The sequence below is a fragment of the Streptomyces adelaidensis genome (genome assembly GCF_016598475.1).
Taxonomy (GTDB): Bacteria; Actinomycetota; Actinomycetes; order Streptomycetales; family Streptomycetaceae; genus Streptomyces; species Streptomyces adelaidensis.
Window position 1 is genome coordinate 195,749 of record NZ_JAEMUX010000003.1, and the last position, 15,359, is coordinate 211,107.

Below are 15,359 nucleotides of genomic sequence, written 5' to 3' on the forward strand. Positions count from 1 at the left end.
AGCCCCGCGCCCCCGCGCACAGGTCGAAGATCAAGCTAGTCGACGCTGCGGAGCAGCGCTTCGACGGCCTTGACGCGGTCGCCGAGTTCGGCGAGCTGGGACCGCAGGGACTCCTGCTGGGCGACCGCTTCCTCGGCGAGCTTGCGGTACGAGGCCATGGCCACGGCGTCGGCACGGTGGCGCTGCAGTCTGAAGTACGCGACCACGCTCGCTGTGATGCCGCCGACGATGATCAGAACGACGGCGATGGCGATGACGGCCCCGGTCATGTGCGTTTCCCCTTCACGTCTTTCAGGTCCTTCTGGTCTTGCGGGCCCTCCGCGTCCGCCCGCTCCGGCGCGGCACCGGCGTCCACCGCCCGGGCGTCGGCCCGTACGGCCGCGAGGATCGTATCGACATTCAAGTGCAGGTCGAACGCGCCCAGTTCGAAGTATTTCAGCGCCTTGCCGTCGTCGGACAGCTCCAGGTTGCCCACGACCAGGCCGGCTTTCTCCAGCCGTTCCAGGTGCATGTACAGCAGGGGGCGGGACATCCCGAGGCGGCGGGCCAGTTCGCTGACGTACATCCGGCCTTCGGAGAGCTCCGCGATGACGCGGAGGCGCTGTGCGTGACCCACGGCAGCGAGAACAGCCAGAAGCTCCTCGCTGGTCATGGCCCACCTCTGACATCCCGGGAAACTTTAGGACGAGACTTTCCCACGACCTGCGCCGATGTCAAACGATGGCAGGGCCACCGCGGCGGCGGCCACGCCATGGCCGACGACCCACCGGCCGGTCAGCCGCCCGTCGAGGAACGAAGGTTCGTTCGCCCCCTCCCGGGCGGCCGCCCCGACCCCCACCACCCGTGCCCGGAACACATCGGTACGGGGCTCGAAGTCGACCTCCACGTCGTGGAAGCCCAACCACACGCGGGTGAGCGGGAACCACGCCTTGTACACGGCTTCCTTCGCGCAGAACAGCAACCGGTCCCAGCACACCGCCGCGCCCGCGCGTTCGAGCGCCGCCAGCCCGGCGCGTTCGCCGGGACGTGCGACGCTCGCCAGTACCCCCTCCCGCAGCGGCCGGTGCGGTTCGGCATCCACCCCGATGGCCCGCGCTGCGGTGCGCGGGGCCACGGCGGCGGCGCGGTAGCCGCCACGGCAGTGCGTCATGCTGCCGACCGCCCCGTCCGGCCACCGCGGGGCGCCGTCGGCGTCGGGCAGGAGCGGTACCGGCGGCCGGCCCAGTTCGGCGAGGGCTAGGCGGGCGCAGTGCCGTACGGTCGTGAACTCGCGCCGGCGTCCTTCCGCGGCGCCTGCCACGACGGCCCGTTCCTCGGGGAGGAGCCGGGCGCCCGGCGGGTCGGAGAAGGCCTCGACGGCGGCGACGTACGGCGGCAGGATCCGCTCGATCACGCCGGGGTCAGCCCGTCACGAACAGCTCGCCGCCGTCGAAGAAACCCAGGTCTCCGGTACGGCTGCCGGCGCCCCCCTGCGCGTCCACCCAGATCTCGCCGACGACCCGCTCCGGGACCGCCCGGCGCGACGCGGGGTCGACGACCCGCACACCGATGCCCGGCAACGGCGTTCCACGGCCGACCAGTTCGACCCCGCCGCCTCCGGCCCGGGATACGGGCACCGCCTCCCCCCGGGCGAGGGCCGCGCGGTCGTAGTGCCCGGCCACTGTCGGGTGGAGCGGCCGGGCCAGGGTGACGCCGAGCGTTCCGCCGCCGGTGCTGTAGCCCGCGGCGAACATCTCCTCGCGGAAGAAACCGGGCCGGAACGCGTCGGCGAACCGGCGCAGCGTCCGGGCCCTGACCGGCCGCCCGCCCCCGCCACCGCCCCCGACGGCGGCCACCCGCCACGTCGACAGGTCGATGCGCATCCGCTCAGCCGCCGGGACGCGCCTGACGCACAGCTCGTAGGCGATGTCCGGCGCCGCGGCGAAGACGTCCTCCTCCGCCTCGACGGCGCGCAGCCACACGCGCGGGTCCCGCACGAACGCGGCGGGCTCCAGGGTCACGGCAGCCGCCCCCGACACGAGCGGAAGGACCAGCGCCGTGGCCAGTCCCGTGCCGTGCCAGAGGGGCAGCCAGCTCACGACGGTCGTACCGGGGTCGATGTCGCACCGGTCGCGCACCGCCGCCTGGCCGGCCACCAGCGCGCCGTGGCCGACGGCGACACCGCTCGGCCGCCGCCCGTCGGGCCGCGCGGCGTACGGAAGCAGCGCCGGGGCCAGGGGGTCCAGGGCCATGGGGCCGCCGCGCCAGTGGCGGGACGCGCGCACCCGCCCCCGTACGGCGACCCGGGGCACGCCCGGCATGGGCCCTGGAGCGGCGGCGTCCGGCACCAGCACCGCGCCGGGGCGGCAGTCCCGGGCGATGGCGGCGGCGACCGGTCCGGTCGCGTCCGCCACCGGTACGGCGACCATCCCGGCGTACAGGCAGCCGAAGAACGCGACGTGGAAGTCCAGGCCCGGCATCGGCGGGACGATCACCCGGTCGCCGGGCCGCCCGGTCTCGTGCAGCGCGGCCGCGACCGCGCGGGCGCGCGCGTCGAGCTCGGCCGGGGTGAGGCACGCGATCCGCTCGCCCGCCGCTCCCAGGGCGGTGAACAGGGGCCGGTCGGCACCCGGGCCCGTGGCGCGGTCGCGCAGCAGGCCCACGACCGTCCGGGCCGGTGGCGGGGCGGCCGCCCGGAGGTCCTCGACAACGTTCCCGTTCGGCGGTGCGCTGCTCATCGGTTCGTCCTCCCTGTCCGGCCACTCGTCCCACCGTCATGCTGCCGGGCCGTGCTGACGTGTCACTGACAGTGATCCGAACCGATGTCCGCCGAGGCCGGAAGCCGGGCCGGCACGTTCAACTCCCAGGAAAGGGCGCCGCCCGCTACCTGCCCGGGTGAAGGCCCGGCCACCCCGGGGTCGGGTCGCCCTTGACCTCGCCGAAGTACAGGGCGAAGGTCTGCTTCAGCTGCTCGACCCGGGCACGGTCCTCCATGAACCGGGGGAAGCCGTCCAGGTTGGCGTCCGGGTACTCCCAGATCGGCTTCAGACCGGTGGGCGGGGCGATGTCCGTGCGTACCGACCAGCCGCTGGAGGTCTGGCGCTCGGTGGACAGCTGCCAGTTCACGTAGAGCTTGGCCGCTGTGGGACGGGCGGCCTGCCTGAGGATCGCGAGCCGCTGTCCCCACGCCATGAACGGGTGCCCGTCGGGCATCACCCAACGCGTCGGGCCGGTGCTGAGCGGACTGCCGCCCGTCCCGACGCCGATGATCTTCTGCTTGGCGCCGACCGCGGAGCCGGGCGAGAAGGAGCCGCGGGCGAACTGCGGCTGCTGGGCGGCGAAGTCGGCCACCCAGTCCCAGCCGTAGGTCTCCGCGTACAGGGCGTACAGGTAGAGCACCGCGTCGTCGTCGTGGGGGTAGGACGAGGCGATGGCGCCCTTACACCGCGGGTCGACCAGATCCAGCGGTGTCCGCGGTGCGTCGGCCCCGGCCGCCGCCACGTCGTACAGACAGTTGAAGCCGATGACCATCCCGGCCGCCCAGGCACCGTCCGGGTCCCTGAACTGCTTGTGGAGCTTGCTGAAGGCGGCGGGCCTGTAGTGCAGCAGCCGCCCCTCGCGCTTCCACCGGGTGAAGTCGTGCAGCGTCTGCAACTGCACGAGGTCGGGGACCAGGGTGCCGGTCGCGAACTGGTTGTCCACGCGGACGTCGTGGTACTTGCTGTAGTCGACGACGAGCGTGAGGTCGATCTCCGGGAAGCGCCGGCGGAAGGCCTCTCGCGCGCTCGCGCCGCTTCCCGAGTCGGCGAGGTCGCCGCCCGCGTAGATCACGAGCTTGCCGCCCTCCGCGACGGCGTCCTGATACAACTCGTCGAGCGAGCGGGTCTCCTCACCACGGCCCGCGGTGGTTCCGGACGAGGCCGACCTGCCGGCCGGTGCGGCGGCCGCCGATGTGACGGACGTCGACGCCACTGACGCCGCGCCCATCACGGCTCCCGCGCCCGCCGTGAGTACCCGCCGCCTGCTTAAGTCGCTGAACATGGGGGAAGTCCCTTCCTGCTCTTCGGCCGACCCCGTCGTGTGCGGTCGCGTACGGGGGCACCACCACGCTGGGCGCCTCGGTGGGTCGGCGCGCGTCGCCCCAAAGGTTCGGCCCCGTTCAATCGAACGGTTGAAGACTCGCTCGCGGCGTTGTCCACGGTGCCCGGGGCGGGCGCCGCTCCTACCGACAGCTTTCAGACAGCTGCTTTTGACGCCGTTGTGATCTCGGACAGGTCAAGATGTGCACCTGTCTGAACGTTCAAGCACGGCCTCGCCGTATCCATGGGCGAAAGTGCAGAGCCATCTCGGAAGGAACCGTCAGCATGACCAGCGAAACGATCAAACCCTCTTCGATTCCGGGCCGCCGTACCGTCATGGCCGCGGCCGGCGTGGCGGGGCTCGCCGCAGCGCTGACCGCGTGCGGGTCGGAGGACGACTCGTCGAGCTCGTCCACGGTCGACTCCCAGGCCGACGGCAGCGCGAGCAGCGAGGCGAGCAGTGAGGCGAGCAGCGACGCGAGCAGTGAGGCGAGCGGCGGCGACAGCGCGGGCGGCACCGAGATCGCCAAGACCTCCGACATCCCCGAGGGCGGCGGCAAGATATTCGAGAGTGAGGGCGTCGTCGTCACCCAGCCGGAGGCGGGCACCTACAAGGCGTTCTCCTCCGTCTGCACCCACCAGGGGTGTGCGGTGAAGTCGATCTCCGACGGCGTGATCAACTGCCCCTGTCACAACAGCAACTTCTCGATCGCCGACGGCAGCGTGCAGAGCGGTCCGGCGACGAAGGCGCTGCCCGCGAAGGACGTCAGCGTCAGCGGCGAGTCGATCATGCTGGCCTGATTCCGACCGGATTCCGGCCAGTTGCTCATGCCCGGCGATCGGGCCGTTCCAGACACGCCGACACCTCGTCCGTGGTCGCGACCGTGGCGACCAACGCGAGGGTGTGGCGGACCATCGCGGGGGTGTAGTCGGCGGGCACCCCCGCGATGGCGTCCCCGGGCACGACGACCGTGTAGCCGAGGTTCACCGCGTCGAACACCGCGTTCGGCACGGCCACATTGGCCGAGACACCGGTGACGATCAGCGTGCGGCACCCCAGATTGCGCAGCAGCGCGTCCACGTCTGTGCCCGCCAACGGGGACAGCCCGTGCAGCCGCCGTACGATCAGGTCCTCCTCGGCCACCTCGATGGGCGGCGCGACGCGTACGGCCGTGGTGCCCGTCAACTGCCGTACGGGCAGCCGTTCGACCGCGCGGAACAGGCGGGCGTTGCGGTTGGCGCCCCGTCCGTCGGGCCGCCGCTCGGCGATGGCGTGCAGCACCTGCACCCCGCTGCCGTGGGCCACGGCGACCAGCCGGGCGATGTTGGCGAGCGCCCCGGACGAGCGGGCCTCGCGGGCGAGTTCGGGCAGCGCGCCGTCCGGTCCGACGACACCCTGCTGGCACTCGACGGTGAGCAGGACGGTGGTGGCGGGTTCGAGGAGCCCGCTCAGCTCCCGGTGCCTCTTCGAACCGATCGCGTACGACGCCATGGCATCCCCTTGTCGCCGAGGGCGGGCGGGCGAGCGTAGCGCCCCTTGCACATGGACGGAAGACGTCCCATGCTCTTGTGACGCCACGCCTGCGGAGGGGATTTTCATGACCGTCACTCAGCGCCGGGGCCGGAAGATCATGATGGAGCCCGCCGAACTGGACGAGTTCCTGAGCACCCGGCGGACCTGTCGCGTCGCGACGGTCTTGGCCGACGGGGCCCCGCACATCAGCCCGCTCTGGTTCGTCTGGGACGGCACCTCGCTCTGGCTGTACTCGATCACCCGCAGCAAGCGCTGGGCCGCGCTGCGCCGCGACCCGCGCGTCGCCGTCGTGGTCGACGCGGGCGAGGAGTACGGCGAACTGCGCGGCGTCGAGCTGTCCGGCAGCGTCGAGTTCATCGGCGAGGCACCGCGCACGGGCGAGCCGAACCCCGAACTCGCCCGGGTGGAGCGGCTGTTCGCCCGCAAGAACTTCGGCATCGACGAGCTGCCGCACGACGGCAGGCACGCCTGGCTGCGACTGACCCCGGAGGCGGTCGCCTCGTGGGACTTCCGCAAGATGGGGTCACCGTGACCCGGCGAGGCGAGTCATGGTGACTGCCGAAGCCGACAGCCAAAGCCTCCCTCCCCCCTGATCAGCCCTGCGTCCCGCACGTGCCCCCGGCCGACCTCAGCGCCTCCACCGCCGCCCTGATCGACGGCCGCCGGTCCGCGTCCGCGCGCCACACCGCGTAGACGCTGCGGTGGACCCGGTGGCGCACCGGCACGGTCCGTACGCCGGCCGGCATCGGGTCGCGGCCGAGCCGGGGCGCGATGCACACACCCAACCCGGCGGCCACCAGGGCGAGTTGGGTATGGTGCTCGCCCGCCCGGTGGGCGATGTGGGGCTCGATACTGTTGGCGCGCAGTGTGTAGAGCAGCCATTCGTGGCAGAACTCGCCCTCGGGCCAGGCGACCCATGGCTCGTCCGCCAGCTCCTCCAGGTCGATCTCGTCCCGGCCGGCGAGCGGGTGGCCCCCGGGCAGCGCCACCTCCACGGGGTCGTCGAGGAGCGCGGCCCGGGCGAGCCCTTCGGGCACGGGCAGCGGCTTGTTGTACCAGTCGAGGACGACCGCGACATCGACGTCGCCCCGGAGCACCGCGTTGATCGCGAACTCGGGTTCCAGCTCCCGCGACCGCACGCGCAGCGCCGGATGGTGGTCCCGCAGTGTGCGGAAGGCAGCGGGGAACAGTCCCCGGACGGCCGACGGGAACGCGGCGAGCCGCAGCTCGCCGACCACCTGCCCGCGCTGCGCCTCCAGGTCGGACTGCGCCAGCTCGACCTGGGACAGGATCTGCGCGGCATGGTCGGCGAGCAGCCGTCCCGCATCGGTCAGGCGCACCCCCCGCCCGTTCTTGGCGAGGAGCCGCTGTCCCACCTCCCGCTCCAGCTTGGCCAGTTGCTGCGAGACGGCCGAGGTCGTCACATGCAGGCCGTCGGCCGCCCCGCTGACCGAGCCGTGCCGGGCGAGGGCGTCGAGGGTGCGCAGGCGCTCCAGATTCAACATGTAAGTGATGCTACGAGATGCAGCGCACGAATTCTCGATTGTGCTACGAGATCGATCGGCGGCATCGTTACGGGCATGACCGCCGCCACGCCCACCCGGACCCCCGCCCATGCCCCCCAAGGCCCCCAAGGCCGTCGCGCCGCCGTCGACCGGCGGTTGCGCTTCGCCTTCCTCTCCCTCGTCTGGGGCTTCAGCTTCCTCCTGATCAAGGTGGGCACGGAGGCGTACGCGCCTTTCCAGGTGACCTTCGGGCGGCTGCTGTTCGGCACACTGGTCCTCGCGGCGGCGATGGCGGTGAAGCGGGAGCGGCTGCCGCGCGGCGCCCGTACCTGGGGGCACCTCGTCGTGGCGGCCTTCCTCCTCAACGCGCTGCCGTTCTCGCTCTTCGCCTACGCGGAGCTGACGATCCCGTCCACGCTGGCGGGCATCTGCAACGCGACCTCACCGCTGTGGGGCATGGCCCTCTCCCTGGTCGCGCTCTGCGAGGACCGCCCGACCCGGGTCCGGGTCGCCGGTCTCGGCCTCGGCTTCCTCGGTGTGCTCACCGTGCTCGGCGCCTGGCAGGGCTTCAGCAGCCTGGACGCCGGAGGCACCACATTGGCCCTGCTGGCCTCCCTCAGCTACCCGATCGGCTGGATCTACCTCCGCCGCACCCTGGCCGGCACCACCGACTCGCACCTCTCCCTCACCGGCGCCCAACTCCTCCTCGCCACCGCCCAACTGGCCCTGGTCACGCCGCTGTTCACCACCCTGCCGACGAGTTTCCCGGTCCTGCCCCTGCTGGCGGTCGTCGCCCTGGGCACCCTCGGCACCGGCGTGGCCATGCTCATCCAGTACGGGCTCGTCTCCGAGGCCGGCCCCACGACCGCCCAGATGGTCACCTACTTCATCCCGGTGATCGCCACGGCCGCGGGCGTCGCACTCCTCGGCGAGTCCCTGACCTGGTCGACCCCGGTCGGCGCGGCGATCGTCCTGGCGGGCGCGGCTCTGACCCAGGCCAGGCCGCGCAGATGACAGCGCGCCGCTCGGCCGTACGTGACCTCCCACGTCACGCGTAGCCGCCTCCCGACAGGTAATCCCCACCCGACGCGTAACTCCCGCCCGATGCCGACCCGATGGCCGAGGCCACCGCGTCCGCCACCCTCCCGATCTCCTCCTCCGTGAGCGTGGAGACCGTGATCCGGATGCCCTGCGGCGCGCCCATCCGGAAGCGGGCACCGGGCGCGACGGCCCAGCCGGCGTGCAGCAGCCGGGCGACCGCGCCGGTCTCGTCCGGGACCCGGATCCACACGTTCATCCCGCTGACCCCGTGCGCCTCGACCCCGCGCCGCGCGAGCGCGCCGATGAGCGCGTCCCGCCGCCGCCCGTACGCCGCCGCCACGGCCGTCGCGTCCACCGCCCCGCCGGACCACAGCCGTACAACGGCCCGCTGCACCAGCCGGCTCACCCAGCCCGGCCCCAGCCGCTGCCGTCCCCGCACCCGGTCGACGGTGGCGGCGTCCCCGGTGAGCACCGCGAGCCGCAGGTCGGGGCCGTACGCCTTGGCGACCGACCGCACGAAGGCCCAGCTGTGGGTGACGCCGGCCAGCGGGTGGAGGGGCTGATCGACGATCCGGTAGCCATGGTCGTCCTCGATGAGCAGGGTCTCCGGATACGCCTTGAGCACCGACCGCAGGGCACGCGCGCGCTTGGCGCTCACCGCCGCCCCGGTCGGGTTCTGCGCCCGGTCGGTGACGACCAGGGCCCGCGCCCCGGCCTCCAGAGCCGCTCGTACGTCGTCGGCGAGCGGCCCTTCGTCGTCGACACCGACCGGGACGACCCGCAGGCCGAGCGCCGGGACGAGGTCGAGCATGCTGCCCCACCCCGGGTCCTCGACGGCCACGGCATCCCCGGGCTTGAGGTGGACGGCCAGGACCCGCTCAATGGCGTCGAGCGACCCGGAGGTGACGGTGACCGGCCCGTCCGGCACTCCGTCCGCGTCCAGGTCGGCCCGCGCGATCCGCGCCAACTCGGGCTCCACGGCCCCCGATCCGTACAGCACCGGCTCGCGGTCACTCTGCTCGGCAGCGGCCGCGAACACCTCCGCGAGGCGGGGCAGCAGGGTCGTGTCGGGATTGCCGTCGGCCAGGTCACGCACCCCGTCCGGCACCTCCACCCGGATGTACTCACGCCCCGTCGTCGCCGGCCGGGGCCGCACACGGCTCCCCCGCCGCCCGGCGGTCTCGATGACCCCGCGCTCGCGCAGCGTGCGATAGGCGGCCGCGACGGTGTTCGGATTCACCCCGAGCCGGGTCGCCAACTCCCGCATCGGCGGCAGCAGTTGACCGGGCTCCAGCTCCCCCGACCCCACCGCGCGCTCGACGCTCGCCGCGATCTCAGCTGCGCGCCGCCCAGTGACCATGTATTCTCCTAGCACAAAGCAGATTATGCACTAGCGCAATGGAGAACGCAATGACGGGGACCCCGCAGTCGACGACACCGCCGCCCGCCGCCTACACCCCCACCGACCGCACCGTCCCCACCCGGGCCGCCCACAAGGCCTCGTACGACAAGGAACTGGTGCACTCGATGCTCGACGAGGGGTATGTCTGCCATCTCGGCTTCGTCCGCGACGGCGCCCCGGTGGTGCTGCCCACGCTGTACGGGCGGGTCGGCGAGACCCTCTATGTGCACGGCTCGACGGGCTCGCGCCCGCTGCGGATGACGGGCCAGGCCGACCCCGGTCTCCCGGTGTGCCTGACGGTCACGCACGTGGACGCCCTGATCCTGGCCCGCTCCGGCTTCCACCACTCGATGAACTACCGCTCGGTGGTCGTGCACGGCACCGCCCACCAGGTCACCGACCCGCAGGAGCGGCGGATCGCGCTGGACGCCCTCGTGGACCAGGTCGTCCCGGGCCGATCGCGGGACTGCCGGCCCGCCAACGGCAAGGAGTTCGCCGCCACCGCCGTGATCCGCCTCGACCTGGACGAGGTCTCCGCCAAGACCCGCACCGGCGGCGTCAACGACGAGCCGGAGGACATCGCCCTCCCCCACTGGGCCGGCATCGTCCCCCTCCGCAAGGGCTACAGCGCCCCCGTCCCGGACCCGGACCTGGCCCCCGACACCGAGCTCCCCAGCTACCTCAAGGCCCTGCTGGGCTGACGGTTCAGTCGGCCGACCGCGCCCCTTCAGGGGCGCGGGGAACCGCGCGAGCAACCACACACGTCCCGAGTCGGCCGACAACCGGACCCCACGCCGCTTCACCGGCCACTGCGCACCGACAACTCCGCCTCGACTCCACCGCCCCCGGACGCGACCTCCCGAGGCTCCGCGCTCCCCGGCGCAGACCGCTGCGCGACAAACGCCCCGGCCAACACCACCGCCCCGCCCACGATCTGCGGCGCCGACAGATGCTCTCCCAGCAACACCCACGCGAGCACCGTCGCGATGACCGCCTCAAGACACGCGACCACCCCCGCCACCTGCGGAGACAGCCGCCGCACCGCCAGCACGCCGGTGACATAGGCGAGCACCGTGGCGATCAGCACGACCCACCCGAGCAGCAACCAGGCAGGCACCGCCGTCCCGTCCATCCGCGCCGTACCCCCGAGCACGGACCAGTCCATCCCCCACGGCCGCGCCACCACCGTGAGCACCACGGCCCCGACCAGCAGTCCGTAGGCGATGACCCCGAGCGGATCCGGCGCCTCCGCGCCCCCGCCGCTCCCCTGGTCGGACAGCACGAAGTACCCGACCTGGCAGCAGGCCGCCCCGAGCGCGAGCAGCAAGCCCAGCGCGTCGAAGCTGAGCCCCGACCAGATCTCGACGACACAGGCGAGCCCGCCGACCGCGAGGACGACCCCGAAGGCGGCGGCCCGCGTCACCGGCCGACGCTGCACGATCCGCACCCAGCCGAGGACGAGGGCCGGCGCGAGGTACTCGACGAGGAGCGCGACGCCGACGGGGATGCGGGAGATCGAGGCGAAGTAGAAGGCCTGCACACCGGCCACGGCCAGCAGTCCGAACCCGGCGAGCAACGCGGGCCGGCGCCGTACCAGGTCCCGGTGGCGCACGGCGAGCGGCAGCATCAACAGCGCGGCGCCGGCGACCCGCAGCCACACGACATGCAGCGGGTCGAGCCCCGCCTCGATGAGCGGCTTGGCCACGGTGCCCGATCCGCCGAAGGCGACCGCGGACCCGAGCGCGAGCCCCAGCCCTGCACCCCGCCCCCGCTGCCCCTGACTCCCCTGAGACATATGCACCGGCACATGATGACAGCCGACGACAGGAGCGTCACCCCAGATGACACCTGTCTCACCGGCTGGACGCCAGGCGAGCGCGCTTCAACGACCTTCGCCTCAACGGCCTTCGCTTCAACGCCCCCCGCCGCCACCCACCCCGCACTCCGTGATCCACCCCGCCACCGCCCCCACATCGATCCCCACCTTGCCCAGCACCTCCACGGCTCGCGACCCGGCGGCCGAGACGAGCACCGCGAGCAGATCGACGCCACGGGTACGCCCCTCGCCCCGCCGCACGGCCCGGTCGTACGCCTGATTCATCGCACGGGCCGCCACCGGCGACCAGCCGGGCGTACCCGGCACGCCCGGGACGACGCCTGCGTCCTCGACACCGATCTGCCAGCGCAGCCCGTAACCGATGCTGCGCTGCACGAGATATCCGAGCAGCCGGGCGACCTGCGAGCCGTCGAAGACGGCACGGGCCCCGGGGTCGTACTCCAGGAGCGTGTGCAGCAGATGGGCCGTGTCGATCTGCCGGTCCCCGTCACGGAGCGCCCGTCTGCGCGCACCGGCGACCACCGAGGCCAGCTCCTCCGTGAGCCTGCCCTCGATCTCCACGTGGTCCGGACCATGGTCTACGGCCGACTGCCGGGGAATACGGGGTCGCACGTCCTCCACCCCATCAGTCCCACTGGCCCGAGTCATCCCCGAAAGGAAGCATCTTGCCGTCCGACGCAGCTTGCGTAGGGACGACCGCCGTCTCCTCCCTACGGATGAGATCCGCACATCCCGTCCAAGGGGCGCGCGCCACCGTGCCCTACGCCCCACACGCAACCACCCGCGCCCGCCGGTCCGTTCCGGGAACCTGACGGCCCATCAGTATTGAATGTTCCGGGCCCCGAGGCTACGTTCCGCGACACCACCGTCCGAGACCCAAGGGGTTGTCACATGGCCGATGTCAGCGCGGAGGCACGCATCGAGGCACCCGCCGAGCAGGTCTGGGCCCGGCTCGTCGACTGGTCCGCGTACGGCGAGTGGAACACGACCCACACCGCCTTCCCCAAGGGCGGCCCGGAGACGCTCGAAGTGGGCGGCACCTTCCAGGAGAACCTGAAACTGATGGGCTTCCCGGCGGAGGTCGAGTGGACCATCGCCGAACTGGAACCCGCCCGCACCCTCGCCATCCAGGGCAAGGGCCCGATGGCCGTGGACCTCGCCACCCGCTACACCCTCACCCCCGACGGCGACGCCACCACGGTCCGCGTCGACGGCCGGTTCACCGGCGCCGCCGTCTCCCTGATGGCGGGCAAGCTCAAGAACTCCGCCACGGCGGCGCTGAGCGAGTCCCTGCGCAAGCTGAACGGCCTGGTGACGTAGCGGACGACGCACACGAGGGTGCCCCGCGGAGACCTCCGCGGGGCACCCTCACACACTACCGACTACTCACCACTCGCCCGCCACTGCCCGTCAGTCCTCATCCGCGAGGATCAGGTACAGCTTCTTGCGGGCTTCGTTGATCACCACCAGCGCCTTGTCGCGCTGGTCCTTGTCGCCGGTCTTCCAGACCTGGCCGAACGCCTCCATCAGGCCGAAGCCGGCCTGCCGGATCTCGCTCAGCGCCTCCCAGTCGACCCCGCGCGAGGCCTCCTCCCAAGGAGCCTCCGGCCCCTCGTCGGCGGCGGTGCGACCGGCCTCGGTGAGCGAGAACAGCTTCTTGCCGCCCTCGGCCTCACTGACGATCAGGCCCTCGTCCTCCAGCAGCTGGAGGGTGGGGTACACCGAGCCGGGACTGGGCTTCCACGCCCCGCCACTGCGCTCGGCGATCTCCTGGATCATCTCGTAACCGTGCATGGGCCTGTCCTTGAGGAGGACCAGGATCGACGCACGTACGTCACCCCGCCGCGCCCTCCCCCGGGGTCCGCCGCGTCCGCGGCCACCCCAGGGGCCCGCACCGAAAGGCCCGAAGGGCCCGGGACCACCATGGCCCGGCCCGAAAGGCCCGAAGGCACCACGCAGCGCCTCGCCGTCACCTCGACCCTGGCGGTGCTCACCGCCATGACGTCCATGTCCACGCTCGAATCCGAAGTCTTCTCCACGGGAACGCATCGCAATCACTCCATTCCATCGTTGATCTGTCGCGATGCCTCAACGATATATCGGAACCTGTCGGATGACAATGCCTCGCCGGAACATCGCTCCTGACCTGTGCCAGTGAACGTTGATCGATTGCCGCTGAAGGGCGATCGATGGCTGTCTGTGTCAGTTAAGGATGACAACTTGCAGATTCGTGTCAGTCATGGACGACCGTTGGCGGCTCTGTCGTTTCGCGCTGGCAGGTCTCGTTAGCGCTTGTGCAGCCCGGCCCGCGCGGCGTCGATCTGGCGATAGCGTGATCCTCATGACGGCTGAAGACGAGGCGCTGGTCGGCGGCATGGCGAACGCGGGGGCAGTTTTCCGCCGAGGGGAGTTGGTGGAGCGACCGGCACCGCGCAACGCGCGCGACCTCCATGCCTATCTCCTTGAGCTGAAGGAGCACGGCTTCGACGCGGCGCCGGCCCCTGTCGGTCTCACCGCGGATGGCCATGAGCAGCTGACTTTCATCCCTGGCGACGTGGCTCTGCCGCCGTTCCCGGACTGGGCGATGACAAGTTCTGCCCTCGAATCGGTGGGGAGTCTGCTGCGGCGTCTGCATGAGACCAGCGCGGCCGTCGCGGTCGACACCCGCGCCGAGTGGTCCCCGGACCTCGCCGACCCGGAGGGGGGAACGATGTTGTGTCACAACGATGTGTGCCCGGACAACGTCGTCTTCCGCGACGGTCGCGCCGCGGCCCTGATCGATTTCGACTTGGCGGCCCCGGGCCGTGCCCTCTGGGACATCGCCATGACTGCCCGCTATTGGGTGCCCATGCTTGATCCCGAGTCCGCGGCCGCTCTCTATCCCTCCGGGCTGGATGCGGCCGAACGGCTGCGGATTCTTGCCGACAGCTACGGCCTCTTGGCAGGGGACCGCGCCGAGTTGCCCGGCGTCATCGACAGGAAAGCCGCAACGGCCAAGAAGGACCGCCGCGTCGCGGCCCGCACCAAGGCCACCACGCCGACGGCGGCGACAACCCCGCCACCGCTGAGCACGCAGGACAAACCCGCCCCGCACGAGCCGGCGGAGGACGAGGAAACCATGGCCGAGGTGATCCCGCTGGGGCTCTTCGACCCGCTCGAGGACCCCTGGAAGAGATCATGACGACGATGCCCGACAGCGGCCCGCACGACGACTTCGGCCAGTACCTGACCGTCCTGCCCGGCTGGCAGCAGTTCGTCGCGTCGACGACCAGCACCGCGATGACCGTGCTGACGAAGAACGAGTAGTCTTCTTCGCCGTCGGCCGGGCGGGGCCGGCGTGTGCGCGGGTGAGCAGGGCGGCGACGGCCTCGGCGAGTTCTTCCTCGGTGGCCTTGGGCAGTTGGTGGCTGACGTGGTCCCAGGCCAGGTCGCCGAAGGGGACCGGAGCCCGGTTCAGGTACTTCCAGGTCGCCTGGACCCATTCACCGTCGCCGCGGTGATTGCGTACCCAGACGCGGGAGACGTCGTAGGGGTCGCGGTGGACCTCCCAGAGTCCGCGTTTGGCGGTGATGCCCGAGTCACGCCGCCGCATCGGCCCGAGTTCGGGGGCGTCGTAGGTGCGGTTGTTGATCCGGACGCCGTAGGAGTTGACGGCCCGCCAGGCCGCGGGCAGGAGTTCGATGTAGTCCTGGCCGCTGAGCGCGACCGGGACATAACCGCAGGCCTCGACCAGGGCGGCGTACTTCTGATTGGGGGTGAACAGGCGTCCGGGGTGGTCGGGATCACGCAGCCCCTCGTGCGGCCGGTTCTGCCAGTGGGCGACGATCCACTCGTCCAGCAGACCCTGCAGTTCGGGCAGTGACCACAGGTTCTCCTCCTCCGGGTGCCGACCGCGATGGTCGGTGTTGCGGCCGGTGTAGCCGGGGAGGAACTGGGCGAACATCGTCGCGACGGAGCCCAGCATCTTCTCGATGTGCGGCTT

Annotated in this window: 18 protein-coding genes; 6 read left to right on the top strand and 12 right to left on the bottom strand. The window is 71.8% G+C overall.

All coding sequences use genetic code 11. The features are described 5' to 3' along the window. Positions 1-35: 35 nt before the first annotated feature. The 5 genes from I8N67_RS02835 to I8N67_RS02855 form a co-directional block, all read right to left on the bottom strand. Positions 36-269: a hypothetical protein gene (locus I8N67_RS02835; protein WP_200300939.1), complete on the bottom strand. Its 234-nt coding sequence runs from the start codon at positions 267-269 to the stop codon at positions 36-38. Then, positions 266-652 carry an ArsR/SmtB family transcription factor gene (locus I8N67_RS02840; protein WP_200300940.1) on the bottom strand — a complete coding sequence of 129 codons (387 nt, stop codon included), beginning with the start codon at positions 650-652 and terminating at the stop codon, positions 266-268. Before I8N67_RS02840 ends, I8N67_RS02835 begins: the two co-directional genes overlap by 4 nt. 27 nt (positions 653-679) lie before the next feature. Further along, positions 680-1,393, bottom strand: a complete 714-nt coding sequence (locus I8N67_RS02845; RefSeq protein WP_200300941.1) for a 4'-phosphopantetheinyl transferase family protein — start codon at positions 1,391-1,393, stop codon at positions 680-682. A gap of 7 nt (positions 1,394-1,400) precedes the next feature. Continuing rightward, a complete protein-coding gene (locus tag I8N67_RS02850; protein ID WP_200300942.1) occupies positions 1,401-2,717 on the bottom strand; it encodes an AMP-binding protein in 1,317 nt (438 codons plus the stop codon). Positions 2,718-2,862: 145 nt separating this feature from the next. Further along, positions 2,863-4,020: an ABC transporter substrate-binding protein gene (locus tag I8N67_RS02855; protein WP_200300943.1), complete on the bottom strand. Its 1,158-nt coding sequence runs from the start codon at positions 4,018-4,020 to the stop codon at positions 2,863-2,865. A 323-nt stretch (positions 4,021-4,343) separates the two neighbouring features. Between I8N67_RS02855 and I8N67_RS02860 the strand changes: the two genes are divergently transcribed. Further along, positions 4,344-4,859, top strand: a complete 516-nt coding sequence (locus I8N67_RS02860; protein ID WP_200300944.1) for a Rieske (2Fe-2S) protein — start codon at positions 4,344-4,346, stop codon at positions 4,857-4,859. Between the two features lie 25 nt (positions 4,860-4,884). On the opposite strand, the gene I8N67_RS02865 is transcribed toward I8N67_RS02860, so the two are convergent. Then, the gene (locus I8N67_RS02865; RefSeq protein ID WP_200300945.1) at positions 4,885-5,550 is read right to left on the bottom strand and encodes a cysteine hydrolase family protein; all 666 of its coding nucleotides are present in this window, start codon (positions 5,548-5,550) and stop codon (positions 4,885-4,887) included. Between the two features lie 106 nt (positions 5,551-5,656). Here I8N67_RS02865 and I8N67_RS02870 point away from each other — a divergent pair, with 106 nt between their 5' ends. After that, on the top strand, positions 5,657-6,124 hold the full coding sequence (locus I8N67_RS02870; RefSeq protein WP_200300946.1) for a pyridoxamine 5'-phosphate oxidase family protein: 468 nt from the start codon (positions 5,657-5,659) through the stop codon (positions 6,122-6,124). A gap of 61 nt (positions 6,125-6,185) precedes the next feature. On the opposite strand, the gene I8N67_RS02875 is transcribed toward I8N67_RS02870, so the two are convergent. Then, the gene (locus I8N67_RS02875) at positions 6,186-7,097 is read right to left on the bottom strand and encodes a LysR family transcriptional regulator (protein ID WP_200300947.1); all 912 of its coding nucleotides are present in this window, start codon (positions 7,095-7,097) and stop codon (positions 6,186-6,188) included. 75 nt (positions 7,098-7,172) lie between these two features. On the opposite strand from I8N67_RS02875, the gene I8N67_RS02880 reads away from it, so the two are divergent. Next, on the top strand, positions 7,173-8,111 hold the full coding sequence (locus I8N67_RS02880) for a DMT family transporter (RefSeq protein ID WP_200300948.1): 939 nt from the start codon (positions 7,173-7,175) through the stop codon (positions 8,109-8,111). 34 nt (positions 8,112-8,145) lie between these two features. Here the strand turns inward: I8N67_RS02880 and I8N67_RS02885 are convergent, their stop codons facing one another. Further along, positions 8,146-9,513 carry an aminotransferase class I/II-fold pyridoxal phosphate-dependent enzyme gene (locus tag I8N67_RS02885; RefSeq protein WP_200300949.1) on the bottom strand — a complete coding sequence of 456 codons (1,368 nt, stop codon included), beginning with the start codon at positions 9,511-9,513 and terminating at the stop codon, positions 8,146-8,148. A gap of 35 nt (positions 9,514-9,548) precedes the next feature. Here I8N67_RS02885 and I8N67_RS02890 point away from each other — a divergent pair, with 35 nt between their 5' ends. Then, entirely contained in the window at positions 9,549-10,241 is a 693-nt protein-coding gene (locus I8N67_RS02890) for a pyridoxamine 5'-phosphate oxidase family protein (protein WP_200300950.1), read from the top strand. Positions 10,242-10,339: 98 nt separating this feature from the next. Here the strand turns inward: I8N67_RS02890 and I8N67_RS02895 are convergent, their stop codons facing one another. Then, on the bottom strand, positions 10,340-11,347 hold the full coding sequence (locus tag I8N67_RS02895; RefSeq protein WP_200300951.1) for an EamA family transporter: 1,008 nt from the start codon (positions 11,345-11,347) through the stop codon (positions 10,340-10,342). A 105-nt stretch (positions 11,348-11,452) separates the two neighbouring features. Next, entirely contained in the window at positions 11,453-11,989 is a 537-nt protein-coding gene (locus I8N67_RS02900; RefSeq protein ID WP_200300952.1) for a Clp protease N-terminal domain-containing protein, read from the bottom strand. A 279-nt stretch (positions 11,990-12,268) separates the two neighbouring features. Between I8N67_RS02900 and I8N67_RS02905 the strand changes: the two genes are divergently transcribed. Beyond that, on the top strand, positions 12,269-12,697 hold the full coding sequence (locus I8N67_RS02905; protein WP_200300953.1) for a type II toxin-antitoxin system Rv0910 family toxin: 429 nt from the start codon (positions 12,269-12,271) through the stop codon (positions 12,695-12,697). A 90-nt stretch (positions 12,698-12,787) separates the two neighbouring features. On the opposite strand, the gene I8N67_RS02910 is transcribed toward I8N67_RS02905, so the two are convergent. After that, entirely contained in the window at positions 12,788-13,426 is a 639-nt protein-coding gene (locus I8N67_RS02910) for a PadR family transcriptional regulator (RefSeq protein ID WP_200300954.1), read from the bottom strand. A gap of 292 nt (positions 13,427-13,718) precedes the next feature. On the opposite strand from I8N67_RS02910, the gene I8N67_RS02915 reads away from it, so the two are divergent. Continuing rightward, positions 13,719-14,558 carry an aminoglycoside phosphotransferase family protein gene (locus tag I8N67_RS02915; protein WP_234044854.1) on the top strand — a complete coding sequence of 280 codons (840 nt, stop codon included), beginning with the start codon at positions 13,719-13,721 and terminating at the stop codon, positions 14,556-14,558. On the opposite strand, the gene I8N67_RS02925 is transcribed toward I8N67_RS02915, so the two are convergent. Then, on the bottom strand, positions 14,553-15,359 hold an 807-nt coding region (locus tag I8N67_RS02925), incomplete at its 5' end, for a Mu transposase C-terminal domain-containing protein (protein WP_234044855.1). The two genes, I8N67_RS02915 and I8N67_RS02925, sit on opposite strands and share 6 nt — an antisense overlap.